General features: G+C 71.0%; 24 protein-coding genes. 20 read left to right on the top strand and 4 right to left on the bottom strand.

Going from position 1 to position 25,826, the window contains the following annotated elements; genetic code table 11:
• The first annotated feature begins 47 nt into the window (after window positions 1–47).
• Window positions 48–1,616, top strand: coding sequence for a methionine--tRNA ligase (gene metG, locus VC184_RS08955; RefSeq protein WP_323985820.1), 1,569 nt, complete (start codon window positions 48–50; stop codon window positions 1,614–1,616).
• Between the two features lie 2 nt (window positions 1,617–1,618).
• Window positions 1,619–2,557 (top strand): TatD family hydrolase, encoded by a 939-nt coding sequence (locus tag VC184_RS08950; RefSeq protein ID WP_323985819.1) that lies wholly within the window; start codon window positions 1,619–1,621, stop codon window positions 2,555–2,557.
• 4 nt (window positions 2,558–2,561) lie between these two features.
• On the opposite strand, the gene VC184_RS08945 is transcribed toward VC184_RS08950, so the two are convergent.
• Entirely contained in the window at window positions 2,562–3,527 is a 966-nt protein-coding gene (locus VC184_RS08945; protein WP_323985818.1) for a LacI family DNA-binding transcriptional regulator, read from the bottom strand.
• 8 nt (window positions 3,528–3,535) lie between these two features.
• Window positions 3,536–4,852 carry a glutamyl-tRNA reductase gene (locus VC184_RS08940; RefSeq protein ID WP_323985816.1) on the bottom strand — a complete coding sequence of 439 codons (1,317 nt, stop codon included), beginning with the start codon at window positions 4,850–4,852 and terminating at the stop codon, window positions 3,536–3,538.
• A gap of 164 nt (window positions 4,853–5,016) precedes the next feature.
• Between VC184_RS08940 and hemE the strand changes: the two genes are divergently transcribed.
• The 10 genes from hemE (at window position 5,017) to VC184_RS08890 (ending at window position 15,322) form a co-directional block, all read left to right on the top strand.
• On the top strand, window positions 5,017–6,039 hold the full coding sequence (hemE, locus tag VC184_RS08935) for a uroporphyrinogen decarboxylase (protein WP_282502583.1): 1,023 nt from the start codon (window positions 5,017–5,019) through the stop codon (window positions 6,037–6,039).
• Complete coding sequence (locus tag VC184_RS08930) at window positions 6,036–7,442, top strand: protoporphyrinogen/coproporphyrinogen oxidase (protein WP_274179545.1); 1,407 nt, start codon at window positions 6,036–6,038, stop codon at window positions 7,440–7,442. Before hemE ends, VC184_RS08930 begins: the two co-directional genes overlap by 4 nt.
• Entirely contained in the window at window positions 7,439–8,131 is a 693-nt protein-coding gene (hemQ, locus tag VC184_RS08925) for a hydrogen peroxide-dependent heme synthase (RefSeq protein WP_323985814.1), read from the top strand. Before VC184_RS08930 ends, hemQ begins: the two co-directional genes overlap by 4 nt.
• Window positions 8,131–9,345, top strand: coding sequence for a ferrochelatase (locus VC184_RS08920; RefSeq protein ID WP_274179543.1), 1,215 nt, complete (start codon window positions 8,131–8,133; stop codon window positions 9,343–9,345). Before hemQ ends, VC184_RS08920 begins: the two co-directional genes overlap by 1 nt.
• A complete protein-coding gene (hemC, locus tag VC184_RS08915) occupies window positions 9,342–10,322 on the top strand; it encodes a hydroxymethylbilane synthase (RefSeq protein WP_274179542.1) in 981 nt (326 codons plus the stop codon). The genes VC184_RS08920 and hemC overlap by 4 nt, the downstream gene beginning before the upstream one ends.
• Window positions 10,319–11,089, top strand: coding sequence for a uroporphyrinogen-III synthase (locus VC184_RS08910; RefSeq protein ID WP_112617980.1), 771 nt, complete (start codon window positions 10,319–10,321; stop codon window positions 11,087–11,089). The genes hemC and VC184_RS08910 overlap by 4 nt, the downstream gene beginning before the upstream one ends.
• Entirely contained in the window at window positions 11,086–12,081 is a 996-nt protein-coding gene (gene hemB, locus VC184_RS08905; RefSeq protein WP_323985812.1) for a porphobilinogen synthase, read from the top strand. Before VC184_RS08910 ends, hemB begins: the two co-directional genes overlap by 4 nt.
• On the top strand, window positions 12,078–13,397 hold the full coding sequence (gene hemL, locus VC184_RS08900; protein WP_282501046.1) for a glutamate-1-semialdehyde 2,1-aminomutase: 1,320 nt from the start codon (window positions 12,078–12,080) through the stop codon (window positions 13,395–13,397). Before hemB ends, hemL begins: the two co-directional genes overlap by 4 nt.
• Window positions 13,398–13,455: 58 nt before the next feature.
• On the top strand, window positions 13,456–14,301 hold the full coding sequence (gene rsmA, locus VC184_RS08895; RefSeq protein WP_323985810.1) for a 16S rRNA (adenine(1518)-N(6)/adenine(1519)-N(6))-dimethyltransferase RsmA: 846 nt from the start codon (window positions 13,456–13,458) through the stop codon (window positions 14,299–14,301).
• Window positions 14,302–14,401: 100 nt separating this feature from the next.
• The gene (locus VC184_RS08890) at window positions 14,402–15,322 is read left to right on the top strand and encodes a phosphodiesterase (protein WP_323985808.1); all 921 of its coding nucleotides are present in this window, start codon (window positions 14,402–14,404) and stop codon (window positions 15,320–15,322) included.
• On the opposite strand, the gene VC184_RS08885 is transcribed toward VC184_RS08890, so the two are convergent.
• The gene (locus VC184_RS08885; RefSeq protein WP_323985806.1) at window positions 15,267–16,790 is read right to left on the bottom strand and encodes a stealth conserved region 3 domain-containing protein; all 1,524 of its coding nucleotides are present in this window, start codon (window positions 16,788–16,790) and stop codon (window positions 15,267–15,269) included. The two genes, VC184_RS08890 and VC184_RS08885, sit on opposite strands and share 56 nt — an antisense overlap.
• Window positions 16,791–16,988: 198 nt before the next feature.
• Here VC184_RS08885 and VC184_RS08880 point away from each other — a divergent pair, with 198 nt between their 5' ends.
• From VC184_RS08880 to VC184_RS08845, 8 genes are all read left to right on the top strand, one after another.
• Window positions 16,989–18,059 (top strand): aldo/keto reductase, encoded by a 1,071-nt coding sequence (locus tag VC184_RS08880; protein WP_114589289.1) that lies wholly within the window; start codon window positions 16,989–16,991, stop codon window positions 18,057–18,059.
• Window positions 18,056–18,997: a 4-(cytidine 5'-diphospho)-2-C-methyl-D-erythritol kinase gene (locus VC184_RS08875; RefSeq protein ID WP_274179535.1), complete on the top strand. Its 942-nt coding sequence runs from the start codon at window positions 18,056–18,058 to the stop codon at window positions 18,995–18,997. Before VC184_RS08880 ends, VC184_RS08875 begins: the two co-directional genes overlap by 4 nt.
• The gene (locus tag VC184_RS08870; RefSeq protein ID WP_282501044.1) at window positions 18,994–20,307 is read left to right on the top strand and encodes a GNAT family N-acetyltransferase; all 1,314 of its coding nucleotides are present in this window, start codon (window positions 18,994–18,996) and stop codon (window positions 20,305–20,307) included. The genes VC184_RS08875 and VC184_RS08870 overlap by 4 nt, the downstream gene beginning before the upstream one ends.
• 113 nt (window positions 20,308–20,420) lie before the next feature.
• Window positions 20,421–20,711, top strand: a complete 291-nt coding sequence (locus tag VC184_RS08865) for a DUF427 domain-containing protein (protein ID WP_112617988.1) — start codon at window positions 20,421–20,423, stop codon at window positions 20,709–20,711.
• 4 nt (window positions 20,712–20,715) lie between these two features.
• On the top strand, window positions 20,716–21,537 hold the full coding sequence (locus VC184_RS08860) for an ABC transporter ATP-binding protein (protein WP_114589291.1): 822 nt from the start codon (window positions 20,716–20,718) through the stop codon (window positions 21,535–21,537).
• A 1-nt stretch (window position 21,538) separates the two neighbouring features.
• Window positions 21,539–22,222 carry an ABC transporter permease gene (locus VC184_RS08855; protein ID WP_282501043.1) on the top strand — a complete coding sequence of 228 codons (684 nt, stop codon included), beginning with the start codon at window positions 21,539–21,541 and terminating at the stop codon, window positions 22,220–22,222.
• Window positions 22,219–22,932: an ABC transporter permease gene (locus VC184_RS08850; RefSeq protein WP_112618041.1), complete on the top strand. Its 714-nt coding sequence runs from the start codon at window positions 22,219–22,221 to the stop codon at window positions 22,930–22,932. The genes VC184_RS08855 and VC184_RS08850 overlap by 4 nt, the downstream gene beginning before the upstream one ends.
• 54 nt (window positions 22,933–22,986) lie before the next feature.
• The gene (locus tag VC184_RS08845; RefSeq protein WP_023950327.1) at window positions 22,987–23,904 is read left to right on the top strand and encodes an ABC transporter substrate-binding protein; all 918 of its coding nucleotides are present in this window, start codon (window positions 22,987–22,989) and stop codon (window positions 23,902–23,904) included.
• Between the two features lie 57 nt (window positions 23,905–23,961).
• Here the strand turns inward: VC184_RS08845 and VC184_RS08840 are convergent, their stop codons facing one another.
• On the bottom strand, window positions 23,962–25,779 hold the full coding sequence (locus VC184_RS08840) for an ABC-F family ATP-binding cassette domain-containing protein (RefSeq protein ID WP_274179530.1): 1,818 nt from the start codon (window positions 25,777–25,779) through the stop codon (window positions 23,962–23,964).
• Window positions 25,780–25,826: the final 47 nt, after the last annotated feature.

The following is a 25,826-nucleotide window of genomic DNA, read 5'->3' as shown; positions in this document are numbered from 1 at the left end:
TCGACACACGGCCGCGGCGGTCCGCGCACTCGAACTAGAATCTCGGGGTGAGCAACGGCCGCAGCTTCTACATCACCACGCCGATCTACTACCCGAGCGACCTGCCCCACATCGGGCACGGCTACACGACGGTGGCGGTGGACACGCTCGCGCGCTGGCACCGCCAGGCGGGCGACGACACGTGGATGCTGACGGGCACCGACGAGCACGGTCAGAAGATGCTCCGCGCCGCGGCGGCGAACAACGTCACCGCTCAGGAGTGGGTCGACAAGCTCGTCGAGGAGTCCTGGTTCCCGCTGCTGCGCACCCTCGACGTCGCGAACGACGACTTCATCCGCACGACGCAGGAGCGTCACGAGGAGCGCGTGAAGGTGTTTGTGCAGACGCTGTTCGACCGCGGATACATCTACGCGGGCGAGTACGCGGCGCTGTACTGCGTCGGCTGCGAGGAGTTCAAGCCCGAGGCCGAGATCGTCAACGGCACCGGTGCCTTCGAAGGCCTCAAGGTCTGCGCCATCCACTCCAAGCCCCTCGAGCTGCTGCAGGAGAAGAACTACTTCTTCAAGCTCAGTGAGTTCCAGGACCGCCTGCTCGAGCTGTACAAGACCGTCCCCGATTTCGTCCGCCCCGAATCGGCGCGCAACGAGGTCGTGTCGTTCGTGAAGTCGGGCCTCAAGGACCTGTCGATCTCGCGGTCTGCGTTCGATTGGGGCATCACGGTGCCCTGGGACCCCTCGCACGTCATCTACGTGTGGGTAGACGCTCTGCTGAACTACGCCACTGCGATCGGCTACGGCACCGACCCCGATGAGTTCGCGCGGCGCTGGCCCGCGTATCACGTCGTGGGCAAGGACATCCTGCGGTTCCACGCCGTGATCTGGCCCGCGATGCTGATGGCCGCCGGGCTCGACGTGCCACGCGGCGTCTTCGCGCACGGCTGGCTGCTCGTCGGCGGCGAAAAGATGTCGAAGTCCAAGCTCACCGGCATCGCGCCGACCGAGATCACCGACGTGTTCGGCTCGGACGCCTACCGGTTCTACTTCCTCTCGGCCATCGCGTTCGGCCAGGACGGCTCGTTCTCGTGGGAAGACCTGTCGGCCCGGTACCAGGCCGAGCTCGCCAACGGGTTCGGCAACCTCGCGTCGCGGACGATCGCGATGATCGAGCGCTATTTCGAGGCGATCGTGCCGGCGCCCGCCGAGTACACCGAGAGCGATCTCGCGATCCAGCGCATCGTCGCCGACGCCGCCGTCGCCGCGGACACTGCGATGGAACGGTTCCGGCCCGACGAGGCGATCGCTGCGATCTGGACGATCGTCGACGCGCTCAACGGCTACATCACCGAGAACGAGCCGTGGGCTCTCGCGAAGGACGACGCCCAGCGGGCGCGTCTGGGCACCGTGCTGTACACCGCCGCCGAGGGGCTGCGCGCCCTCGCGGTGCTCCTGTCTCCCGTGATGCCCGAGTCGACGCGCAAGCTGTGGGTGGCGCTCGGCATCGACGCCCGGCTCGAGGACCAGCCGCTGCGCGACGCCGGCACCTGGGGTGTGCTCCCCGCCGGTACGACGGTCAACGGCCTCGCGCCGCTGTTCCCCCGCGTCGAGCAGCCCGCCTGAGCATGGTCGACTCGCCAGAAAGCGCGGATCCGGCAGGCCCGACATCGTCACGTGGTGGCGAGTCGACGGATGACGTGTCGCAGTACGTGCGCCAGCGCTCCCAGGCTGCGCGGGATGTGCGCTGGCCGGAGGCGCCGGAACCGCTTGCGGTGCCGGTCTACGACAACCACACCCATCTCGAGATCGAGGACGGTGACGAGCCCCGCTCTCTGGCGGAGCAGCTCGAGCTCGCGGCATCCGTCGGTGTGATCGGCGTCGTCCAGGCCGGCGGCGACATCGACTCGTCGCGGTGGTCGGCGTGGGCGGCGGCATCCCAGCCGCGCGTCCTCGCCGCCGTCGCCATCCACCCGAACGAGGCGCCCCTCTACGCTGCGGCGGGCCGGCTCGGCGAGGCCATCGCCGTCATCGACGAGCTGGCCGCGCAGCCGCGCGTGCGTGCGATCGGCGAGACGGGGCTCGACTTCTTCCGCACCGAGGAGGACGGGCTGCCTGCCCAGTTCGAGAGCTTCGAGGCGCACATCGAGCTCGCGAAGAAGCACGGTGTCGCGATGCAGATCCATGACCGAGACGCGCATGACGCGGTCCTCCAGACGCTCGAGCGGGTCGGTGCCCCCGAGCGCACGGTCTTCCACTGCTTCTCGGGCGACGCCGACATGGCGCGGATCGCCGCCGACCGGGGTTACTGGCTGAGCTTTGCCGGCAACGTGACCTTCAAGAACGCGCAGAACCTGCGCGACGCCCTCGCGGTCACGCCCCGCGAGCGCATTCTCGTCGAGACCGACGCCCCGTTCCTCACGCCGACTCCGCACCGGGGGCGGCCCAACGCTCCGTACCTGATCCCGGTGACGCTGCGCTTCATGGCCGCCGAGCTCGGGGTCGACGTCGAGGAGCTGTCCGCTCAGGTCGCCGCGAACACGCTCGAGGTCTACGGCGAGTTCTGACGCGTCAGCGCGTCGACGAGCCGCGGACGATCTCCCATGGAAGGTCGACGACGTCGGGCGACGTGGCATCGCGGATGCTGCTGAGCGCCTGGAACATCGCGGCGGGGGCGAGCTCCGGGTGCACGCAGACGTGCGTGACGCCCAGGCGCGTGTTCACGGCGCAGTCACTGGTGCACAGCGCGACGAACTGCATGTCGCGCGGGATGACGAAGTCCATCTCCTCCAGCTGCAGGTAGATGGCCGGCCCCTCTTCGGCGAAGGAGAAGATCGCATCCGCGCCGGCATCTCGGAGCTCGCCGACCCGGCGGGGGAGGGCGCCGTGCTCCGCGTCGAGATAGGCGACGAGGGGTTCACGGCCGCGCACGGTGCTCCACGCGCGGTACGCGGTCTCGCCGATTTCGTCGCGGGGCGAGCCCGCATCGTCGACGAGGAACCCGATTCGCCGGGCCCCACCGGCTTCGAGCAGGGCGAGCGCCGCGCGCACCGCCTCGTCGTAGCCGGTGCGGACGGTGATGGACAGCTCGGTGTCGACGTAGAGGTCATTGGTCGCGACGGGGATGCCGCGGGCGATGGCCTCGCGCAGCAGCAGGTCGTCGGCGGCCACCTCGGCGAAGTAGACGACGTCGATCTGCGCACCACGGAGCAGATCGGGTCGTGCCGCGGGCAGCATCGTGACCGTGAAGCCCTGATCGGCGGCAGCGCTGACGAGCGCGCCGATGTGCCGGCTGCGGTGGAGGGCGCCGCGCTTGGACAGGTCGAGCTCGGCATCCTGGGGAACGACGAAGCCGACCGACATCGTGCGGCCGCTCCGCAGCGCCGCGGCGTACTTGTTCGGCTGATAGCCGAGCTCGGCGGCGATCGCCTTGATGCGCTCCCGGGTCTCGGGGCGCAGGCTTCCGCGATCGTTGAGCGCCTGACTGATGGCGGCCGTCGAGACACCCGCGCGCAGCGCGATGTCTTTCAGGGTCACCGGCCGGCTCATGACCGACCGGCTCCCGCTTCGGCGTCGCCCGGGGCGCGCTCGGTCGGGACGGTGCCGCCCGGCGAGGTCGCTCCGGGCGCGGCGGGGAAGACGGTGGCCACCGCATCGGCCCAGGCTGCACCCGAACCGGAGGAGGCGAGCGTGTGCCCCTGCGCGATCAGGCGATGCAGCAGGACGCCGGAGAAGTGGCGCAGCGCAGCCTCGACCTGAGGCGATTCGCCCCGCAGGTGAGCCCGCTCGAGCTCGTCGTCGAGGATGCCGGTGATGTAGCCGCGCATCGCCACGACCGACGGGGCGACCTCGTGCACGCGACGCGCGGCGGCGTGCCGTGCTGCGGCTCCCGCGACGATCTCGCGCGCCTCGTCGAGCGTCGCGAATTCGTCGATCGGCGCGTGGATGCGGATCGTCTCGAGGTCGAGCAGCTCGATGTCGGGAACATCGCGCAGCGCCGGGTCGACGTTGCGGGGCAGACCGAGGTCGATGATCAGCTGCGTGCGGTCGGCGCCGCTGCGCCGTGCCGCGTGCTCGGCAGCGGTCAGAGCGTAGGTGTCGGTCGTGGTCGTGCAGGTGATGATGACATCGGCGGCTGCCGCCTCTTCGGCGTAGTGCTCGGCGTAGACGGCGACGAGGTGCTCGCGCTGGGCGAAGCGGCTGCGGCCCGAGCGCGAGTGCACGCGGACGTCGACGGCACCCTTGTCGCGCAGAGCGGCGAGGGATGCCGCGGCGTAGCGGCCGGTGCCCACGAGCAGAACCCGTGCAGTGGACCAGTCCGCCACCCGCGAGGATGCGAGCTCGAGGGCGAGTCGCACGAGCGAGCGGCCCGACTCGCCGATGCGTGTGCTGTTCTTCACGGCGCGCGAGGTCTCGGTGGCCCGCTGGAAGAGGTGCTCGAGGGGCGCCGTGGTCAGTCCGCCGCGCCGCGCGTCGTCGAGGGCGCGGCGCACCTGGCCGGCGATCTCGTCCTCGCCGACGGCGACGGAGTCGAGTCCGGATGCGACGGAGAAGAGGTGGTGGGCGACCTTGTTGCCGTGAGCGAAGTCGACGGTCTCGCGAACGGTCCGGTACGGAAGATCGCTCAGCTTCGCGATCTCTTCCATCGCGGCATCCATCGCCGGGATCGTCGAGGGGAAGTCGGCGTCGTCGCGCAGGTCGAAGTACGCCTCGAAGCGGTTGCAGGTCGCGAGCACGACGGCACCCTGGATGGCGTCATGGGCCTCTGTCAACCGGGTGCCGACTTCGTCTCCGATGACGGAGAGTCGCTCGAGTGAAGCGAGCGGCGTGGAGCGCTGATGCGCGGTGAGAGCGACGAGCACGTGCGGAAGAACCCCCTGGAATCGTGACTAGTATATCGATTAACTCATTCGAGGAGATCATCATTCCGGCATCCGCCCACCCTCTCGTCACGCACGCCACCGGCTCGAGCCGGCTCGTGCGCACCCTGCTCGGCGAACGCGTCGAGAAGACCCCCGTCTGGTTCATGCGCCAGGCCGGCCGGTCACTGCCCGAATACCGTGCGCTGCGCTCGCAGGGCACGATGCTCGACGCCTGCCTGACGCCCGAGCTCGCCAGCGAGATCACGCTCCAGCCGGTACGCCGGCACGGCGTCGACGCGGCGATCTTCTTCAGCGACATCATCGTGCCGTTGGCGATCCTCGGCATCGAGGTGGAGATCGCGGCGGGTCGCGGACCCGTCTTCGCCCAGCCGCTGCGGACGGCGGCCGACATCGCCCGCGCCGTCGAGATCGATCCCGCTCTCGTGCGCGAACGCGGCGAGGCCATCGCCCGTGCCGTCGAGCTGACGACCGGGATGCTGGCCGAGGAGTCCGAGTCGCGCGGCGAGCCGCTGCCGCTCATCGGCTTCGCCGGAGCCCCGTTCACCCTCGCCGCCTACCTCGTCGAGGGCGGACCGTCCAAGGACCACCTGGCCGCCCGCCGTCTGATCCACGAGGACCCGGCTGCCTGGCGAGCGCTGACGGAGTGGCTCGCCCGCGTGACGGGGGAGTTCCTCGCGCTGCAGGTCGAGTCCGGCGCCAGCGCCGCGCAGCTGTTCGACTCGTGGGCGGGCGGTCTCCCTCCCGAGGACTACCGCGCGGCGGCTCTGCCGGCATCCGCGGCGTCGTTCGACGCCGTGCGAGCTCTCCCGGTCCCCGTCGGCTCGGGCATCGACCACATCCCGCTCGTGCACTTCGGTGTCGGGACGGGCGAGATCCTGCGTGACATGGCCTCGATCGGCATCGACGCCCTCGGAGTCGACTACCGCGTGCCCCTCGACGAGGCCGCTCGTCGGGTCGGCGGCGACCTGACGCTGCAGGGCAACCTCGATCCCGCGTTGCTCTTCGCTCCGACCGAGGTCCGCGACGCGGCGATCGCGCGCATCCTCGAGGCCGGGCGTGCGGCCCGCGCACACGTGTTCAACCTCGGGCACGGGGTGCCCATGGAAGCCGATCCCGACGCCATCAGCTCGGTGGTGCGGACAGTTCACGCCTGGCGGTCGGCATGACCGTCGAGACCGACGTCGTCGTCGTCGGGGCCGGTATCGCCGGGCTGGTCGTCGCGCTCGAAGCCGTGACAGCGGGGAAGCGCGTCACCGTCCTCGAGTCCGATGACCAGATCGGCGGGATGCTGCGCCGTGGGCGCATCGCCGGAATCGACGTCGACCTCGGGGCGGAGTCCTTCGCCAAGCGGACCGATGCGGTGCCGCGACTCATCGCCGACTTCGCCCTGCCGCTCGAGGTCGTCGCACCGCGGTCGGGTCCCGCGCACCTGGTCTCGCAGCACGGCGTCGGCCTGCCCGGCACCCGGTGGAGCCGTCTGCCGTTGCCGCGACGCACGGTCATCGGCATCCCGGCCGACCCGCTCGCTTCGGATGTGGTCGCGATCATCGGCGACCGCGCGGCCGAGCGGGCCGCCGCCGAGGTGCTCGACGCCCCGATCGACCCGACCGCCTCGCTCGCCGACGTCGTCGAAGAACGCCTCGGCGAAGGCCTCCTCCGTGCTCTCGTGGATCCGCTCTGCCGCAGCATCTACTCGCAGCCGGCCGCGGCCGTTCCGCTCCCGCGTCTTCACCCGAAGATGTGGGCGGCGTTCGAGCGAACCGGATCGTTGCTGGCCGCGGCCGCGGAGGTCGCCCCGAACGCGCCCGGCGGAACCGCTGTGGGCGGGATCTCCGGGGGCATGTGGCGGCTCGCCGACGCCGTCGCCAGCCTCGCCGCCGAGCGAGGCGCGGTGATCCGCACCGGCACCGCGGTCGGCCGGGTCGATTCGGCGCGGGGCTCCGGCGTCACGGTGGCGCTCGCCGACGGCGGGACGATCCGGGCCGAGCACGTCGTCATCGCGACCGGCCCGCGAGGCGCCGCAGCCCTGCTCGGGCAGGACAGCGGCGCCATCGACGCAGCCGCCACGGCGCCGATCCAGCCCGCGGTTCGCCTGCTCACCGCGGCGGTCACCTCCGACGACCTGTCTGCGGAGCCGGTCGGCTCCGGCGTCATCGTCGCTCCTGACGCGCGCACCGCGGCCAAGGCTCTCACCCACATCGACGCGAAGTGGGCCTGGGCCCGGGAAGCGCTGCCCGAGGGAACGCATGTCGTGCGCCTCTCAGCGCGTGCCGACGACACCGCCGGCCTCGACTCCGCCGCAGCCGTTGCCCGCGAGATCTCGCATCTCACCGGTGCGCGCGTCGACCGAAGCGACGTCGGTGAGATCATCACCACCCGCTGGCGCGATGCCGTCGTCCCGGCCGAGTCCGAGGCGTGGACGGCGACGGTGATGGATGCCGCCGCCCGCGGCATCCACGTCACCGGCGCCGTCGCCGCCGGGACCGGACTCGCCTCGGTCATCCCGCACGCCCGCGCGCTGGCCCATGAGCTCTTCGCCGTTCCCTCCGTTCGAAAGGACTCCCGATGACCGAAGAACAGATCCCGCTCGGTTACACCCTCTTCGCGATCCTCGCGGGCCCGCGCCCGCGGCCGCAGACGCCCACCGACGCCGACCTCGCCGAACTCGAGCGCGTCGTCGCCGGACTGCCCGACGCAGGAGTGACGGTGCGTGGCCTGTACGACGTCACCGGCATGCGTGCCGGCGCCGATCTGATGGTCTGGCTGCACACCGCCCCCGGCTCCGACGACGACCCGGCGGCGCTGCAGCGCGCCCTGCGCGAACTTGGGCGGACGGCCGCGCTGGCCGCCTTCGACCTCGAGTGGAGCGCCATGGGCGTGCACCGCGAGGCGGAGTTCAACAAGCGGCACGTTCCCGGTTACCTTCGCGGCGAGCACGCCCGCGACTGGCTCTGCCTCTACCCGTTCGTGCGCAGCTACGAGTGGTACCTGCTGCCCGAGGAGGAGCGCTCGGCGATGCTCGCCCAGCACGGCCGCCGCGGCGCGAAGTTCTCGGACGTCATCGCCAACACCGTCTCGACCTTCGCCCTGAGCGACTACGAGTGGCTCCTGCCCCTCGAGAGCGACGAGCTGATCAGTCTCGTCGACCTCATGCGCGACCTGCGCGCCACCGATGCGCGGCGGCACGTCCGTGAAGAGGTGCCCTTCTACACCGGCCGACGCGTCGAGGTGTCCGAGCTGGCGGAGGTGCTGTCCTGATGAGCGCGAACGAGTTCCGCCCCAAGCCCCCGCGTGCCCAGAGCGCGCCGCCGTGCGCCCCCGGCTGCGCGGTTCCCGCCGCCGGTCCGGCGTCGTGCGGGGGAGCGCCCCACGTGAGCGAGCCCACGTCGTACGACGCGCTCCTCCTCCTCGGCTTCGGTGGCCCCGAGGGCCAGGACGACGTTCTGCCGTTCCTCCGCAACGTCACCGCCGGGCGCGGCATCCCCGACGAGCGCCTCGAAGAGGTCGCGCACCACTACCGCCACTTCGGCGGCGTGTCGCCGATCAACCAGCACAACCGCGAGCTCAAGGCCGCCCTCGAGGCGGAGATCGCCGCGCGCGGCCTCGGGCTGCCGGTGTACTGGGGCAACCGCAACTGGATGCCGTACGTCGACGATGCCCTGCGCGACCTGCACGCCGACGGGCATCGTCGCGTCATCGCGATCGCGACGAGCGCCTACAGCTCCTACTCGTCGTGCCGCCAGTACCGCGAAGACCTGGCCGACGCGATGGAGGCCACCGGACTGGCGGGCGAGGTCGAGATCGATAAGGTCCGGCAGTTCTTCGACCACCCCGGGTTCGTCGCTCCGTTCGTCGACGGCATCCGCGACGGCCTGGCGAAGGTGCGCGAGCGCGGCATCGCCGAGGAGGACATCGAGATCCTCTTCTCGACGCACTCGATCCCGAACTCCGACGCCGACCGTTCCGGCCCGCCCGAGCGCGGCTTCGGCCCCGGTGGCGCGTACGTCGCGCAGCACACCGCTGTCGCGGAGGCGATCGTGGCCGAGCTCGGCACGACGAGCCCGTGGCAGCTGGTGTTCCAGAGCCGGTCGGGCCCGCCGTCCGTGCCGTGGCTCGAGCCCGACATCAACGACGCGATCGCCGAGCTGCCCGCCGCGGGGCGCAAGGCCGTGCTGATCGTGCCGCTCGGGTTCGTCAGCGACCACATGGAGGTGCTCTGGGACCTCGACACCGAGGCGATGGAGACGGCCGAGGAGCACGGGCTGTTCGCGGTGCGCACCGCGTCGCCCAGCACGCACCCGGCCTACGTCGCGGGTCTGGTCGACCTCGTCGAGGAGCGGCTCGAGGGGACGCCCGTCGAGGAGCGTCCCGCGGTGACCTCACTGGGCCCCTGGTACGACGTGTGCCGTCCCGGATGCTGCGAGAACAAGCGCCTGGGCTTCCAGCCGGCGCTCGCGGGGGTGGCGCCGTGACAGCCGGTGCACACGACGTCGACAGGTCCGCGGCGCCGGTGCTCCGTCTCGGGACACGGGCGAGCCTGCTCGCCACGACCCAGTCGCGCCACGTCGCCGACGCGATCACGGATGCAACCGGGATCACCGTCGAGCTCGTCGAGATCACCACTGACGGCGATGTGCTGACCGGCTCGCTCGCGCAGATGGGCGGTACCGGTGTGTTCGCCACCGCCTTGCGCGAGGCGCTGCTGCGGGGCGACTGCGACCTCGTCGTGCACTCGATGAAGGACCTTCCCACCGCGCCCTACCCGGGATTGACCATCGGTGCCGTGCCGCCGCGGGCTCCGCAGCGCGACGTGCTGTGCGGTCCGAGCGAGGAGACGACTCTCGACGGTCTGCCCGAGGGGGCCGTCATCGGCACTGGGTCGCCGCGCCGCGTCGCGCAGGTCCTCCGGCGCCGGCCCGACCTGCGTGTGCGCGACATCCGCGGGAACATCGACACGCGCCTGCGCAAGATGCGCGACGGTGAGTACGACGCGATCGTCCTCGCCGAGGCGGGGCTGCGGCGCATCGAGCGCGACGCGGCGATCGGCGAGGTCTTCGGGCTCGACCAGTGGCCGACATCGGCCGGTCAGGGAGCCCTCGCGGTCGAGATCCGCACGGTCGACCTCGACGGACCGATCGGTCGCGCGGTCGCGCTGATCGACGACGCCGAGTCGTCGTCGCGCGCCCTCCTGGAGCGTGCGGTCCTCCGCCGCCTGGAGGCCGGGTGTGCCGCGCCGGTGGGGATCTCGGTCACCGGGCTCGCGGCCGAGTCCGTCTTCGTCGCCGAGGTCTACGCGCCCGGGGGCGACCGCACGGTGCGCGCCCAGCGTGCCCTGCGCGCCGACCTGACCTCCGAGGGCGAGCGTGAGTCGGTCGCCGCCGATGTCGTCGCCGAGCTGCTGGACGGCGGTGCCGCGGACATCGCCGATCTGCCGGGGACGAGCCGATGACGGGCGGCCTGAAGGGACGCCGCATCCTGATCCCCCGCGGGGGATCCTGGGGCGAGCGCGTGCGCGATGAACTCGAGCGCCGCGGCGCGACCGGCGTGATCGCGCCCCTCATCCAGTCGCGGCCCCCGCGCGATCTCGCCGCCCGCGACGCCGCCTTCACCGCTCTGGCTGCGGGGGAGTACGCCTGGGTCTTCATCACGAGCGCCGCGACCGTCGAGCAGCTCGTCGCCCAACGAGTGAGCATCCCGATCGGAACGCGCATCGCCGCGGTCGGCCGCCCGACTGCGCGCGCCGTGGCCGACGCCGGCTTCGAGGTCGAGTTCGTGCCGGTCGGCACCTCGTCGGCGACCAACATGATCGCGCAGTGGTGCGCCGGACGCTCGCCGCGATCGACGGGGCGCTGTCTCGTGCTCCGCTCGGACCTGGCGATGGCCGTCATCAGCGACGAGCTCGAGCTCCAGGGCTACGAGGTCGACGTCTGCATCGCGTACCGGACGGTCGGGGTCGACCTGACCCCCGAGATCGCCGAGGAGGTGCGCACCGGGAAGATCGACACCGTGCTCCTCACGTCGCTCAGCGTCGGGCGCGAGCTCCGCCGTCAGGTCGGCATCCCCGGGCCCGAGGTGTTCATCGCCTCGATCGGTCCCGGCACCACGCGCGACGCCGAGAAGCTCGGCTACACCGTGCACCACACCGCACACTCGCAGAGCGTCGACGCCCTCATCGCAGAGCTCGACGCGCGACCCGCACCAGAGGATTCCCCATGAGCACCTTCCCCGAGCGGCGCCTGCGCCGCACGCGCCGCACCCCCGCGATGCGCCGCCTGTCGACCGAGCACCACCTCGTCGCCGCGCAGCTGGTGCTGCCGGTCTTCGTGAAGGAGGGCATCGACGAGGCGCTGCCGATCGCCAGCATGCCGGGCGTCATGCAGCATCCGATCGAGGCCATCGCGAGCGTCGTGACGGATGCCGCGGACGCGGGCATCGGCGGCATCATGCTCTTCGGCGTTCCGGCCGTCCGCGACGCCGAGGGATCGGGGGCGGTCGCCGAGGACGGCATCCTCAATCGCGCGATCCGCGTCGCGCGAGACGCCGCTCAGGGACGCATCACGGTGCAGGCCGACCTGTGCCTCGACGAGTTCACCGACCACGGTCATTGCGGGCTGCTCGCGGCCGACGGGTCGGTCGACAACGACGCGACCCTCGAGGTCTACGCGCGGATGGCGCTCGCCCAGGCTCGGGCCGGTGCCGAGGTGCTGGGGCTGTCGGGGATGATGGACGGCCAGGTCGCCGTCATCCGAGCCGCGCTCGACGAGGCCGGTCACAGCGACGTCGCGCTGCTGGCGTACTCAGCGAAGTACGCCTCGGCCTATTACGGGCCCTTCCGCGACGCCGTCGAATCGACTCTGCAGGGCGACCGCCGTACGTACCAGCTCGACCCCGCCAACGGGCGTGAGGGGCTGGCCGAGGCGATTCAGGACATCGCCGAGGGCGCAGACTACGTCATGGTCAAGCCCGCGGGCCCGTACCTCGATGTGCTCGCGCGCGTCGCGGAAGCCGCCACAGTGCCGGTCTGGGCGTACCAGGTGTCGGGGGAGTACGCGATGATCGAGCTGGCCGCGCGGGCCGGCGCGATCGATCGTGACCGTACGATCGCCGAGTCGCTCGTCGGCATCCGGCGCGCGGGTGCCGATGTGATCCTCACGTACTGGGCCCGCGAGGTGGCGGACTGGATCCGCGCTGGAAAGGACTTCGCATGACCCGCAATGACGAACTGTTCGACCGTGCCCGGGCTGTCATCCCCGGAGGTGTGAACTCCCCGGTCCGCGCCTTCGGCTCGGTGGGGGGCACACCGCGCTTCTACGTTTCCGCGACCGGTCCCTACGTCACCGACGCGGAGGGACGCGACTACGTCGACCTCGTCGCGAGCTGGGGGCCGGCGCTGGTCGGACACGCTCATCCCGAGGTCATCGACGCCGTCGTCGACGCTGCCCGCCGCGGTCTGTCGTTCGGTGCGTCGACCCCCGCCGAGACCGAGCTGGCGGAGGAGATCCGCCGCCGCGTGCCGATCGCGGAGAAGATCCGTCTCGTCTCGACGGGCACGGAAGCGACCATGACCGCCATCCGGCTCGCGCGCGGTGCGACCGGACGTGACCTGCTGGTGAAGTTCTCGGGCCACTATCACGGTCACTCCGACGGGCTCCTCGCTCAGGCCGGCTCGGGACTCGCGACCCTCGCCCTGCCCGGATCGGCGGGCGTCCCCGCTCCGATCGCCGCGCAGACCCTCGTGGTGCCCTACAACGACCGGGCCGCCCTCCAGGCCGTCTTCGCCGAGCACGGCCCGAACATCGCCGCGGTGATCACCGAGGCCGCCGGCGCGAACATGGGGGTCGTCCCGCCCGTGCCCGGCTTCACGACGTTCCTCCGCGAGCTCACGACCCGGCACGGCGCGCTGCTCATCAGCGACGAGGTCCTGACCGGATTCCGCTCCGGACCCTCGGGCTACTGGGGAGTCCTGCGCGAGACGGGCGAAGACGTCGCTCCCGACCTGCTCACCTTCGGCAAGGTCGTCGGAGGTGGTCTTCCGGTCGCGGCGCTGGCGGGACGCGCTGAGATCATGGATCTGCTCGCGCCCCTCGGCCCCGTCTACCAGGCCGGCACGCTCTCGGGGAATCCCGTCGCGGTCGCGGCCGGTCTCGCCACCCTCCGGCTCGCCGACGCCGACGTCTACGCGCGCATCTCGCGAGCGGCCGACACGGTCTCCGTCGCGGCCTCGGCCGCCCTCGATGCGGCCGGTGTGCCGCACATCGTCCAGCGCGCGGGAACGCTCTTCAGCGTCTTCTTCGGCTCGGCGGTGGTCGCGGGCGTCCCCGACTACGAGACGGCGACGCGTCAGGATGCCGGCGCCTACGCGGCCTTCTTCCACGCGATGCTCGACGCGGGGGTGTCGCTTCCCCCCTCGGCGTTCGAGGCATGGTTCCTCACCGCCGCGCACGACGACGTCGCCCTCGGCCGGATCCTCGAGGCGCTGCCGGGCGCCGCTCGGGCTGCCGCTGGCGTCTCCGCGGACGTATGACCTGCAGCGCCGCGCCGTCCGCCGGGCGACGCGGCGCCGCGCAACTAGGCTGGTCCTCATGCCTGTGACCCTGCTCGGTGCCGCCGAGATCCGCGCCCTCGCGGCCGAACTCGACGTGACGCCGACCAAGAAGCTCGGGCAGAACTTCGTCGTCGACGCCAACACCGTCCGCAAGATCGTGCACGCCGCCCGCGTCCAGCCCGGTGAGCGGGTCGTCGAGATCGGACCCGGTCTGGGGTCGCTGACGCTCGCGATCCTCGAGGCCGGAGCGAGCGTCACAGCGGTCGAGATCGACCACCGCCTCGCCGCGCACCTTCCGGTCACCGCGGCCCGGCACGGCGTCGCCGACGGCGCGCTGACGGTCGTCGACGCCGACGCGCTGCGCGTCACCGAGCTTCCGGGCGAGCCGACCGTGCTCGTCGCGAACCTGCCGTACAACGTCAGCGTTCCCGTCCTGCTGCATTTTCTCGAGACCTTCCCGTATCTGCGGCGCGGTGTGGTGATGGTGCAGGCCGAGGTGGCCGAACGCCTCGCCGCTGCGCCCGGGTCGAAGATCTACGGCTCGCCGAGCGCGAAGGCCGCGTGGTACGGATCGTGGCGTCTCGCCGGCACGGTGTCGCGGCAGGTGTTCTGGCCCGTCCCGAACGTCGACAGCCTGCTGGTCGCCTTCGAGCGGGATGCCGAGGGGCGCGGCGACGAAGCCCTCCGCCGCCGCACGTTCCAGATCATCGACGCGGCATTCGGCCAGCGGCGAAAGATGCTCCGCCAGGCGGTCTCGCCGCTGTTCGGCGGAACCGCGGCGACGGCGTCGGCGGCTCTCGAAGCCGTCGGCATCGACCCGACCCTGCGTGGCGAGCAGCTCACGATCGACGATTTCGTGCGGCTCGGGGCATCTGTTCACTGAACGCTCATCAGCGCGTCATCGGGTTCTCCCGAAACATGCCGGTAACATTCGGGACGAGCCGCGAACGTCGCGGCGAGCATCACCCGACCCGGAAGAGACGATGCGAACCGCCGAGTACCCGGCACCCGAGAGGGTGCTGCTGCACCTGAGCGACACCCACCTGCGAGCGGCCGGCTCCCAGCTGTTCGACCGCGTCGACGCGGCCGCCCACCTGCGCCGGGCCCTCGACGCCATCGAGACGGCCGCCCTCCGCCCCGACGGGATCGTCTTCACCGGCGACCTCGTCGATCTCGGCGAGCGCGGTGCGTACGCCGAGCTGCGCGACCTGGTCGAGCCGTTCGCCGAGCGTCTCGGGACGCGCGTCTTCTGGGTCATGGGAAACCACGACGACCGTGAGGGATTCCGCGAGACGCTGTGGCGCGAGCCCGGCACCGCTGAGGCCGCCGATCGCGTCGACGAGATCGACGGGCTTCGGCTCATCACGCTCGACACCAGCGTCCCCGGCGCCCATCACGGCGAAGTGCGCCCCGCGCAGCTGGCGTGGCTGCGCGAGGTGCTGTCGACCCCCGCCCCGCTGGGGTCGATCCTCGCCATGCATCATCCGCCGGTCCCGAGCGTCCTGCCGCTGGCGGCCAGCGTCGAGCTCCGCGACCAGCGCTCGCTCGCCGCTGTGCTCGCGGGCTCGGACGTGCGCGCCATCATCGCGGGCCACCTGCACTATTCGACCTTCGCGACGTTCGCCGGCATCCCGGTCTCGGTGGCGTCCTCGACCTGTTACGCGCAGGACCTCACGGTTCCCGTGGGAGGCACGCGCCCGCAGGACGGCGCGCAGTCGTTCAACTTCGTCCACGTGTACGACGACACGGTCGTGCATTCGGTCGTGCCGGTCGATGCGCCGGCCACCCTCGAGTACACCGACGCGGGCGAGGCTCAGCGGCGGCTTGCCGAGGCCGGGATCGCGCCCGTCAGCGCTTCACGCCGGAGCGCGCCGCCGACGCGTCCCGTGCCCGTCCTTCGCTGACCGCCGGGATCTCCCAGGGCGCGCGGATCGGGAACATCCGCTCCAGCACATCGCGCAGCGATGCGACCCGGATCTCCTCCGGAACCTCGGTCTCGCCGCCGTCGTTCAGGCAGAACATGTCGATGTCGCGACGCTTCGCCAGCCGCTCCATTCCGGCGAGCGAGCGGGCGAGCGTCGTCTGCACGTACCGGGTGCGCGGCACCGATGTCGGCAGCGCGCGCCCCGTGAACATCGCGTAGTAGTGGTAGAGCGAGTTGGTCACGGAGATGTCGGTCGCAGCGCGGAAGCGGGATGCCGCGGTGCGGCGGAAGTCCTCGGGGAACGTCTCCTCGAGCTCCCGCATGACGCTGCGGCGCAGGGGAGCGGCGCAGTGCTCGAGGTCGCGGACGATGACGCGCCCGAAGCGCTCCTGCAACAGGGCTCGGTTGACGCGCAGGCCGTTGTCGTGGCCCGAGCGCTCCAGGCGCGGGTCGCCCGCGCCGATGCGCACGTCGCACTCGACGAACGACGAGATGCCGCCCGGCGAGAAGAAGAGCTCGGGATGCACGGGGCGACCGAAGAACATGTCGTCGTTCGAGTACAGGAAGTGCTCGGCCAGCCCGTCGATGCGGTGCAGCTGGGCCTCGACCGCGTGCGAGTTGTGCGTGGGCAGAGTGGAGGGGTCGGCGAAGAACTCCTCGCTGCGCACGATCGTCACCTTCGGGTGGTCGGCGAGCCATGCGGGCGCGGGGGAGTCCGTCGCGATGAAGATCCGCCGCACCCACGGCGCGTACATGTGCACGCTCCGCAGGGCGTAGCGGAGCTCGTCGACGTGCCGATAGCGGGCCGGACCGTCATCTCCCTCGCCGACGACGTACTCGGAGAGCTGGGCGGCGCGCTGCCGCTGGAACTCGCTCGCCGAGCCGTCGACCCACGAGAACACCATGTCGATGTCGTGGGTGACCTCGCGGGGGTGCGGGTCGAGCATTCCGACCACCGTCTGCCATTCGCGTCCGTACCGCGACCCGCTCACGATGTGCACGTCCTGCGCCGGCGTGATGCGCCGCATGAGCGCATTCGCCTGCGGAGCCTCGACGGCCGTCTCGCCGAACCGCCAGAACTCCACGCGCACGCCGTACTCGTGGTCGTACCGCCGGCCTCCGCCAGCGCTGACGCGGGGGCGGTAGGCCCGGAGCGCGTGGGGTGCGGAATCGGGGATGTCCGCATCGGCCGCGAAAACAGGGGCCGTGCCTTTCGCCTTGAGATACAGCGGCTCGCGCTGACCGAGGCTGCGCAGGGTCGCCGCCGTCCTGTGCGCGTCCGCGAGGTCGATCGCGAGCGCGGGCGTGTGGAGATCGTGCCGGATGAGCAGCGTGCGGATGCCGGCGGACTCGAGCGCGTCGGCGATCAGCAGCAGGTCGGCGGTGCGGGCGCCGTCCGGCGTCGTGGTCTCGTGGACGAGGCGCAGGACGCCTTCGTCGAGGATCACGTCGTCGCGGCTCGCGGGCAGATCGATCCAGGGGTTCTCGCGGCGGGGCAGAGCGGAAAGGGCCAGGGTTTCCTCCTCGGGGGATGATTGTCTCGGTAGGCAGACTAGACATTCTCCGTTACATCGGTGTTTCCGCGCACCTCGGAGACTCTGCGCGAATGAGGACGCAGGCGGGTGCGCGCTCGATAGGCTCGGACGGTGACCGCCTCGCCCCGCTTCCCCGCCTCGCGCGGCGGAGACCTGCACCGTCCCTATACCGCAGCCCCCGATCGCTACGAGAGCAGCGGGTACCGCCAGGTCGGGGCCTCCGGGCTGTTCCTGCCGCCGATCTCGCTCGGGCTGTGGTGGAACTTCGGCGACAACATCCCCTTCGACCGTCAGCGCGAGGTGCTGCGCCACGCCTTCGACCGCGGCATCACGCACTTCGATCTCGCCAACAACTACGGGCCGCCCTACGGTTCGGCCGAGACGAACTTCGGACGCATGATGCGCGAGGATTTCGCGCCCTACCGCGACGAGCTGATCATCTCGTCGAAGGCGGGGTACGACATGTGGGACGGCCCCTACGGCAACCACGGTTCACGGAAGTACCTGATCGCGAGCGCCGAGCAGTCGCTGAAGCGGATGAGCGTCGACTACGTCGACATCTTCTACTCGCACCGCGAGGACGACACGACCCCGATCGAGGAGACGGTGGGAGCGCTCGACGCGCTCGTGCGTCAGGGCAAGGCGCTCTACGTCGGGATCTCGTCGTACTCGGCCGAGAACTCCGCTCGAGCCGCCGCGGTGGCCCGCGACCTCGGCACGCCGCTGGTGATCCACCAGCCTTCGTACTCCATCCTCAACCGCTGGATCGAGGACGGCCTGACCGACCAGCTGCGCCGAGACGGGATGGGCGCCATCGGCTTCATGCCGCTGCAGCAGGGTCTGCTGACGGGGCGGTATCTCGACGACGGCACGTCCGAGCGGTCGATGCAGCGCTTCTCGCTGCCCGATGACGGGCGGCTGTCGGCGTCCGCACTGGCGGGCCTGCGCGAGCTCGGCGACCTCGCGCGCGATCGTGGGCAGACCCTCGCCCAGCTCGCCATCCGGTGGACGCTGCGTGACCCGGTGGTTGCTTCGGCTCTCATCGGCGCATCGCGCACCGCTCAGCTGGACGAGAACCTGGCGGCGCTCGACGGGCCCGACCTCACCGAGGACGAGCTCGAGCGGATCGACGACATCGCCTCCCGCATCGGCTCGATCTGGGACGGGCCGGACGGCTCATGAGCCTCAGCGCCGTCCCCGACCGCGTGCGTGTGCGGGCTCCCGGCAAGATCAACCTGTTCCTCGACGTCGGGTCCGTCCAGGACGACGGCTACCACGACGTCGCCTCGGTCTATCAAGCCGTCTCGCTGTACGAGGACCTGGTCGCCACACCGGCGGACGACTTCAGCGTGAGCGTCGTCGATGAGGCGGGTGCGCCCGTGCCCGGCGTTCCGCTCGATGATCGCAACCTCGCTCTGCGCGCCGCACGGATGGTGGCGCGCGAGGTGGGGTATCTCGGCGGCGTGCACCTGGAGATCTGCAAGGCGATCCCGGTGGCCGGCGGCATGGGCGGAGGCTCGGCGGATGCCGCCGCCGCCCTCGTGGCCTGCGACGCGTTGTGGGGCGCCGGGCTCACCTCCCCGGCACTGCAGGAGCTGGCAGCGCGACTGGGCGCCGATGTCCCCTTCTCTCTCATGGGCGGCAGTGCCGTCGGGACGGGACGCGGCGATCGCTTGAGCCCGGCGCTGGGGCGGGCCCGCTTCGACTGGGTCGTGGTGATCGACGAAGCCGGACTCTCCACCCCCGAGGTGTACGCGCAGCTCGATCGGCTGCGAGCCGAACGCCGTCCCGACATCGCGCCACGGCCCGAGCCGCCGGAGGTCGACCCGGTCGTCCTGCAGGCCCTGCGTTCGGGTTCCCCCGACCTGCTCGCGGGCGCGTTGCGCAACGATCTGCAGGATGCCGCGTGCGCGCTGCGCCCCGACCTGGGCGAGCTGCTCGATCGCGCCGTCGAGATCGGCGCGCTGGCCGGCCTCGTGTCGGGCTCCGGCCCCACGCTGGCCTTCCTCGCCGCCGACGCCGACGCGGCGCGCGGCATCGAGCAGAACCTGTCCGCGATGGGCCACCGTGCCCGTCACATCTCCGGCCCGGTGACGGGCGCGAAAGTGGTGACCCGATGACCGAGCCCCAGACCTCCTTGCTGAACCGTGACGTCGACGAGGCGTCGCATCGCGCGCTCGCCGAGCGCGGCTTGACGTACCTGACCGTGGCCGCCGGCGAACCGGCGTTCGAGGGCTGGATCCAGGCCGTCTCGCGCGGTTTCCAGGACGGCGAGCGCTCGCCCGAGCAGATCGCCGGCGCACGCGGCAGGAACAGCGGTCGGCGCCTGACCGGCGTGTTCGACGAGAGCGGGCCGATGCCGGAGGTGGCGGTCGGCACGATCGCGTCGTGGCCCTCCGAGCTCACCGTGCCGGGCGGAACGATCCCCGCCGGTGCGATCAGCGCCGTGACCGTCGCGCAGACGCACCGGCGCCGAGGCATCGCGCGGGCGCTCCTGGAGGGCGAGGTGCGCACCGTCGCGGCGGCCGGGCTTCCCATCGCCATGCTCACGGTGACCGAGTCGACGCTCTACGGCCGTTACGGCTTCGCCTCGGCGGCTTCCGCCGCGATCCTCGACATCGACACCCGCCGGGTGCGCTGGGCGGGTCCGACGCCCGACGGGCGCCTCGATTTCATCGATCGGACGGCCGCACGCGACCTCGTGGCGACGCTGCACGAGCGCACGCGTCACCGCACCCCCGGCGACATCGCGCTGCCGCCGGGACACGGCGACCGCTTCACCGGCACGGATCCCGACGAGAAGGACGGGGGAGCGATCCGCTGCGTGCAGTATCGCGACGCCGCGGGCGAGGTGCGCGGCATCCTGACCTACTCGCTCGCGCCTCATGAGCGGGACATCGTCAAGGGCACCGCGAAGGTGACGATCCTCATCGCCGAGACCGACGATGCGTACGCGGCGCTCTGGCGGTTCCTGCTGGAGCTCGACCTGGTGGCCCACGTCCGCGCGGAGCTGTGCTCGGTCGACGAGGCGGTGCTGTGGATGATCGGCGATCGGCGGGCCGCCTCGGTCTCGGTGTTCGACCACCAGTACCTGCGCATCCTCGACGTGCCGGCCGCCCTCCGCGCGCGCACCTACGGCTCCGCGGGGCGCGTGCTGCTGCGAGTGAGCGACCCGCTCGGGATCGCCACCGGCGAGTACCTCCTGACGGTCGATGACGACGGCGAGGGCGCGGTGGCGACGGCGGCGGATGCCGATACGGCCGGCGCCGATGTGCTCGAGCTGTCGGTCGTCGCGCTCGCGGCCGTCTATCTCGGCGGTGTGTCGCCCGAGACTCTCGGGCGCGCTGGACGCCTGACCGGCACCGACCTCGCGGCATCCTCGCGCATGTTCGCATCGACGATCGTTCCCCGCGTCGGCCTCTGGTACTGATCGCTCCGCCCGAGCCGGGATGCGCTGTTTAGTCCATTTCGCGACATGACGCAACACGGCCCGAGTGTCGGCTCCGAACGCTAGCGTGAGAGACCACAACGGAGGGCGGCGCCATGCGTGCACGACTGGGCGACACGATCATCGCCGAAGCCGACGAGAGCGATCTCGTGCGGATCGAGGGCAACTGGTACTTCCCGCCGCGGAGCATCGCTCCGGGCGTCCTGACCGAGAGCGACACCGCGTACACGTGCGCGTGGAAGGGTGACGCCCAGTACTTCGACGTCGCCGGTTCCTCGGACAAGGCGTGGTCCTACCCCACGCCGTACCCGACCGCGATCGAGCGCGTCGGCACAGATTTCTCCGGCTACGTCGCATTCGACCGCTCGGTCGTCATCGAGAGCTGAACGCGTGATCGAGTTCCGCGACGTCGTCAAGGAGTTCCCCGACGGCACCCGCGCGGTGCAGGACTTCTCTCTGGTCATCCCCTCGCACAAGACGACCGTCTTCGTCGGATCGTCGGGATGCGGCAAGACGACGCTGCTCCGCATGATCAACCGCATGGTCGAGCCGACCTCCGGAGCCATCGAGATCGACGGCGAGAGCGTCGCGACCGGTTCGCCGGTGCATCTGCGCCGCCGTATCGGATACGTCATGCAGAACTCGGGGCTGCTGCCGCACTTCACCGTCGCCGACAACATCGCCACGGTGCCCGTGCTGACCGGCACGAGCCGGCGTGACGCGCGTCGCCGGGCGCTCGAGCTGATGGAGACGGTCGGTCTCGACACCCGGATGGCCGATCGCTACCCGAGTCAGCTGTCGGGTGGCCAGCAGCAGCGCGTGGGAGTTGCCCGGGGCCTCGCGAACGACCCCAACATCCTCTTGATGGACGAGCCGTTCGGCGCGGTCGACCCCATCGTGCGTGACGAGCTGCAGCAAGAGCTGCTGCGTCTGCAGCGCGAGCTCGGCAAGACCGTCGTCTTCGTCACCCACGACATCGACGAGGCGTTCCTCCTCGGCGACCAGGTCGTGATCCTCGCGGCCGGCGCCCGGAAGCTGCAGGTCGGCTCGCCCAGCGAGATCATCCGCGACCCGGCCGACGAGTTCGTCGCGAGCTTCATCGGCGTCGACCGGGGCAAGCGCGCCCTGCGCGTCGAGCGGACGGCCAACGGCGCGGTTCTCGTCGATTCCGAGGGGCGCACGCAGGGCACCCTGGTCGAAGGCGACGCCTGACGTGTCGTGGATCTGGTCGAATCTCGACCTCATCTTCTCGCTCGCTCTGGATCACATCCGGCAGAGCGTCATCGCGATCGTGCTCGGGTTCGTCCTCTCGGTGCCGCTCGGGTGGGTCGCGTGGCGCTATCGCCTGCTGCGCGGGTGGGTCATCACCCTGACGGGGCTTCTCTACACGATCCCCTCGCTCGCGCTGCTCGTTCTGCTGCCGAGCGCGCTCGGGTACGGCATCCGCACCGAGACGAACCTCATCGTCGGGCTGACGATCTACGCCATCGCGATCCAGACCCGCTCGGTCGCCGACGGCTTCGACTCGGTCGACCCCGGCGTCCGGCAGGCGGCCACGGCCATGGGATACGGCGGGTTCCGTCGTTTCTGGGCGGTCGACCTGCCGCTGTCCGGACCCGTGCTGCTCGCCGGCCTGCGGGTCATGGCCGTCTCGACGGTGTCGCTCGCGACCGTCGGCATCCTCGTCGGCGTCACCAACCTGGGGTATCTCTTCACCAACGGCATCCAGCGCCGCCTGCTCGAAGAGGTGTTCGCCGGCATCGTCGCCGTCGCGATCATCGCGCTCGTTATCGATGCGCTGCTCGTACTGATCGGACGACTCGTGATGCCTTGGGCGCACGCGGGCTCGGCCCGCCGCGATCGTCGCGCGCGCCGCCGACGGGAGGTGACCGCATGAACGTCTTCGTCGACGCGATCGCCTGGATCCTCGACCCCGCCCAGTACACGGGCAGCAACTCGGTGCCGTTCCTGATCGGCCAGCAGCTGTTCTACACCTTCGTCTCGGTCCTGATCGCCGCGCTCATCGCCGTACCGATCGGCTGGGCCATCGGCCACACGGGGAAGGGCCGCGAGTTCGCCGTGGCCGTCTCGGGAGCGGCCCGCGCCATCCCCTCGTTCGGACTGCTGATCCTGCTGATCCTGCTGCTGGGCGTCACCCAGAAGACCGAGGCGGCGTTCATCACGTTCGTCGTGCTGGCGATCCCGCCGCTGCTCGCGGGCGCCTACAGCGGACTGCAGGCGATCGATCGCCGCACGATCGACGCCGCCCGGGCCGTCGGCATGACGGAGTGGCAGATCCTCTGGCGCGTGGAGGTTCCTCTGGGCCTGCCGCTCCTGATCGGCGGACTGCGCTCCGCGGTGCTGCAGGTGGTGGCGACCGTGACGATCGCGGGGTACACCGACCTCGGGGGGCTCGGCTTCCGCATCATCCAGGGCATCGACCTCCGCGCGATCGACCAGGTGCTCGGCGCCGCACTGATCCTCGCGCTGCTCGCCCTCCTGCTCGACGCCGTCTTCGCCCTCCTGCAACGTCTCAGCGCGCCACGCGGTGTGCGCGCCGCCGACGCCCCGCAGCGGAACCGCCGGCCCGTCGCCGCGACCGCCTGACCGACCTTCCCGACCCACAGCACCGAACTCCCGCACCATCGAAAAGAGGAACCCATGTCCCGCTTCACCACCCGCCGCCTGCTGACGGCCGGTGTCGGCGTGCTCGCCGCCACCACCCTGTTCGCCGGATGCGCGAGCTCCGACCCGCTCGCGGAAGGCGGCGGCGAGTCGGCGGCCCCCGCCGACGGCACCATCGTCATCGGCTCGCAGGACTACTACTCCAACGAGATCATCGCCGAGATCTACGCCCAGGCGCTCGAGGGCGCAGGCAAGACCGTCGACCGTCAGTTCACGACCGGCCAGCGCGAGGCGTACCTGCCCGAGCTCGAGAGCGGCTCGCTGACGCTGTTCCCGGAGTACACCGGCAACCTGCTGCAGTACTTCGACGAGGACACCACCGCCCGCACCTCCGAGGACGTGTATGCCGCTCTCGCCGACGCGCTCCCCGAGAACCTCACGGTGCTCGACCAGGCGACCGCGAGCGACCAGGACTCGTACACCGTGACGGCGGCGTTCGCCGAGCAGTGGAACCTGACCACGATCGCCGACCTCGCGAACGTCACCGAGCCGCTGACCCTCGGCGGCCCGGCCGAGCTCGAGCAGCGTCCCTACGGCCCGACGGGCCTCGCCGACACCTACGGCATCGAGGTCGGCTTCCAGGCGACCGGCGAGACCACGGTCGACGACCTCGTCGCCGGCACCGTCAACGTCGCGAACGTCTTCACGGCCGACCCGCGCATCCAGACCGACGACCTCGTCGTGCTCGAAGACCCCGAGGGGCTCTTCCTCGCGTCCAACGTCGTCCCGGTCGTCAACAAGGACCTCGCTGGCGAGGTCGAGGACACCATCAACGCCGTCAGCGCGAAGCTCACCCCCGAGGCCCTGGTCGCCCTGAACGTCCAGAGCACGGTCGACAAGCTCGAGCCGGCCGCGATCGCGAAGAAGTTCCTCGAGGACAACGGACTCGTCTGATCCGCAATGAAGCCCCCGGTGCGCACAGCGCCGGGGGCTTCGTCGTGCGGCGCGCACTCAGCCGTCGATGGCCTCGCCGAGCTCGAGCCAGCGTTCCTCGAGGGTCGTCGTCTCGGCGACGAGTTCATCGCGCCGGCGCTGCAGGCTCATGATCCGCTCGAAGTCGTCGTGAGCCTCCGCGAGCTGGGCGTCGACGGCCGCGATCTCGCCCTGGATCTTCTCGAGACGGCGGTCGATCGCCGAGATCTCCTTCTCGGCCGCTCGCCGCTCCGCGCCGCTCAGAGTGGGGGCCGCCGGGCTCGCCGCCCCGCCACCCGATGCCGGAGCGGATGCCGCTGAGGTCGACCCCGTGCGCCCGGGCTGCTCGCGTCGCAGCCGCAGGTACTCGTCGACACCGCCGGGAAGATGTCGCAGCCGCCCGCCGAGGATCGCGTACTGCTGATCGGTCACGCGCTCGAGGAAGTAACGGTCGTGCGAGACGACGATGAGTGTGCCGGCCCACGAGTCGAGCAGGTCCTCGATGGCCGCCAGCATGTCGGTGTCGAGGTCGTTGGTCGGCTCATCGAGGATCAGCACGTTCGGCTGGTCGAGCAGGATGAGCAGCAGCTGGAGACGCCGCTTCTGCCCGCCGGAGAGGTCCTTGACCGGCGTCGAGAGCTGCGCCGAGCTGAACCCCATGCGCTCGAGGAGCTGCCCCGGGGTCAGGTCCTGCGCCTTCGATCCCGAGCCGATCGTGTAGCTCGTCCGCAGATTCGAGATGACGACGCGGACCGGCTGGTCGAGGTGCTCGTCCAGTTCGCTCATGCGCTGGGAGAGGGTCGCGACCTTGACGGTCTTGCCGTGCTTGACGCGTCCCGCGGTCGGCTCGACGGTACCGGAGATGAGCCCGAGGAGCGTCGATTTGCCCGCGCCGTTCACGCCGAGGATGCCGGTGCGCTCGCCCGGCGCGATGCGCCACTCGACCTTCTCGAGCACGACGCGATCGCCGTAGCTGACACCGGCGTCGAGGACGTCGACGACATCCTTACCCAGTCGCGACACCGCGAGCGACTGCAGCGCGACCCGATCGCGGATCTCGGGAACGTCGGCGATCAGCTCGTTCGCCGCGTCGATGCGGAACTTCGGCTTCGAGGTGCGGGCGGGGGCGCCGCGGCGCAGCCACGCCAGCTCCTTGCGGGCGAGGTTCTGCCGTCGGGCCTCGATGGCGGCGGCTTGCCGGTCGCGTTCGACCCGCTGCAGGATGTACGCCGCGTAGCCGCCCTCGAACGGTTCGACGATGCGGTCGTGGACCTCCCAGGTCGCGGTGCAGATCTCGTCGAGGAACCAGCGGTCGTGCGTCACGACGAGGAGCGCACCGGAACCGGCCGACCAGCGGCGCTTGAGGTGCTCGGCGAGCCACGAGATGCCCTCGACGTCGAGATGGTTCGTGGGCTCGTCGAGGAAGATGACGTCGTGATCGCCCGCGAGGAGCGCGGCGAGCGAGACGCGACGGCGCTGACCGCCGGAGAGCCCGCGGATCGGACCTTCCCAGTCGAGGTCGCCGAGAAGGCCCGCGATGACGTCGCGCACGCGGGCGTCGCCCGCCCACTCGTGATCGGCGAGGTCACCGACCACCGCGTCGCGCACCCGGAGGTCGTCGTCGAGGTCGTCCGCCTGCGCCAGGACGCCCACCCGGGTGCCGCCGCGAACCGTCACGCGGCCCGAATCGGGCTCGACGAGCCCCGCGAGCATGCGCAGGAGGCTCGACTTGCCGTCGCCGTTGCGGCCCACGATGCCGATGCGGTCGCCCTCGTCGACTCCGAGGGAGACCCCGTCGAACACCACTTTGGTCGGATACTCGAGGCGAAGGCCCTCGGCTCCCAGAAGATGCGCCATATTGCTTCCAGGCTAGGCCACGCCCGCGGCGGGGCCGCTGTCAGCCG

The organism is Microbacterium plantarum, assembly GCF_035231185.1.
GTDB lineage: Bacteria > Actinomycetota > Actinomycetes > Actinomycetales > Microbacteriaceae > Microbacterium > Microbacterium plantarum.
This window is presented reverse-complemented; position numbering and strand designations above follow the sequence as displayed.

Coding starts and splice junctions, on each gene's coding strand:
- VC184_RS08950 (WP_323985819.1), top strand. CDS start 1,619: ATGGTCGACTCGCCAGAAAGCGCGGATCCGGCAGGCCCGACATCGTCA.
- hemE (WP_282502583.1), top strand. CDS start 5,017: ATGCGCCAGGCCGGCCGGTCACTGCCCGAATACCGTGCGCTGCGCTCG.
- VC184_RS08930 (WP_274179545.1), top strand. CDS start 6,036: ATGACCGTCGAGACCGACGTCGTCGTCGTCGGGGCCGGTATCGCCGGG.
- hemQ (WP_323985814.1), top strand. CDS start 7,439: ATGACCGAAGAACAGATCCCGCTCGGTTACACCCTCTTCGCGATCCTC.
- VC184_RS08920 (WP_274179543.1), top strand. CDS start 8,131: ATGAGCGCGAACGAGTTCCGCCCCAAGCCCCCGCGTGCCCAGAGCGCG.
- VC184_RS08910 (WP_112617980.1), top strand. CDS start 10,319: ATGACGGGCGGCCTGAAGGGACGCCGCATCCTGATCCCCCGCGGGGGA.
- hemB (WP_323985812.1), top strand. CDS start 11,086: ATGAGCACCTTCCCCGAGCGGCGCCTGCGCCGCACGCGCCGCACCCCC.
- hemL (WP_282501046.1), top strand. CDS start 12,078: ATGACCCGCAATGACGAACTGTTCGACCGTGCCCGGGCTGTCATCCCC.
- rsmA (WP_323985810.1), top strand. CDS start 13,456: ATGCCTGTGACCCTGCTCGGTGCCGCCGAGATCCGCGCCCTCGCGGCC.
- VC184_RS08890 (WP_323985808.1), top strand. CDS start 14,402: ATGCGAACCGCCGAGTACCCGGCACCCGAGAGGGTGCTGCTGCACCTG.
- VC184_RS08875 (WP_274179535.1), top strand. CDS start 18,056: ATGAGCCTCAGCGCCGTCCCCGACCGCGTGCGTGTGCGGGCTCCCGGC.
- VC184_RS08870 (WP_282501044.1), top strand. CDS start 18,994: ATGACCGAGCCCCAGACCTCCTTGCTGAACCGTGACGTCGACGAGGCG.
- VC184_RS08865 (WP_112617988.1), top strand. CDS start 20,421: ATGCGTGCACGACTGGGCGACACGATCATCGCCGAAGCCGACGAGAGC.
- VC184_RS08850 (WP_112618041.1), top strand. CDS start 22,219: ATGAACGTCTTCGTCGACGCGATCGCCTGGATCCTCGACCCCGCCCAG.
- VC184_RS08845 (WP_023950327.1), top strand. CDS start 22,987: ATGTCCCGCTTCACCACCCGCCGCCTGCTGACGGCCGGTGTCGGCGTG.
- VC184_RS08840 (WP_274179530.1), bottom strand. CDS start 25,779: ATGGCGCATCTTCTGGGAGCCGAGGGCCTTCGCCTCGAGTATCCGACC.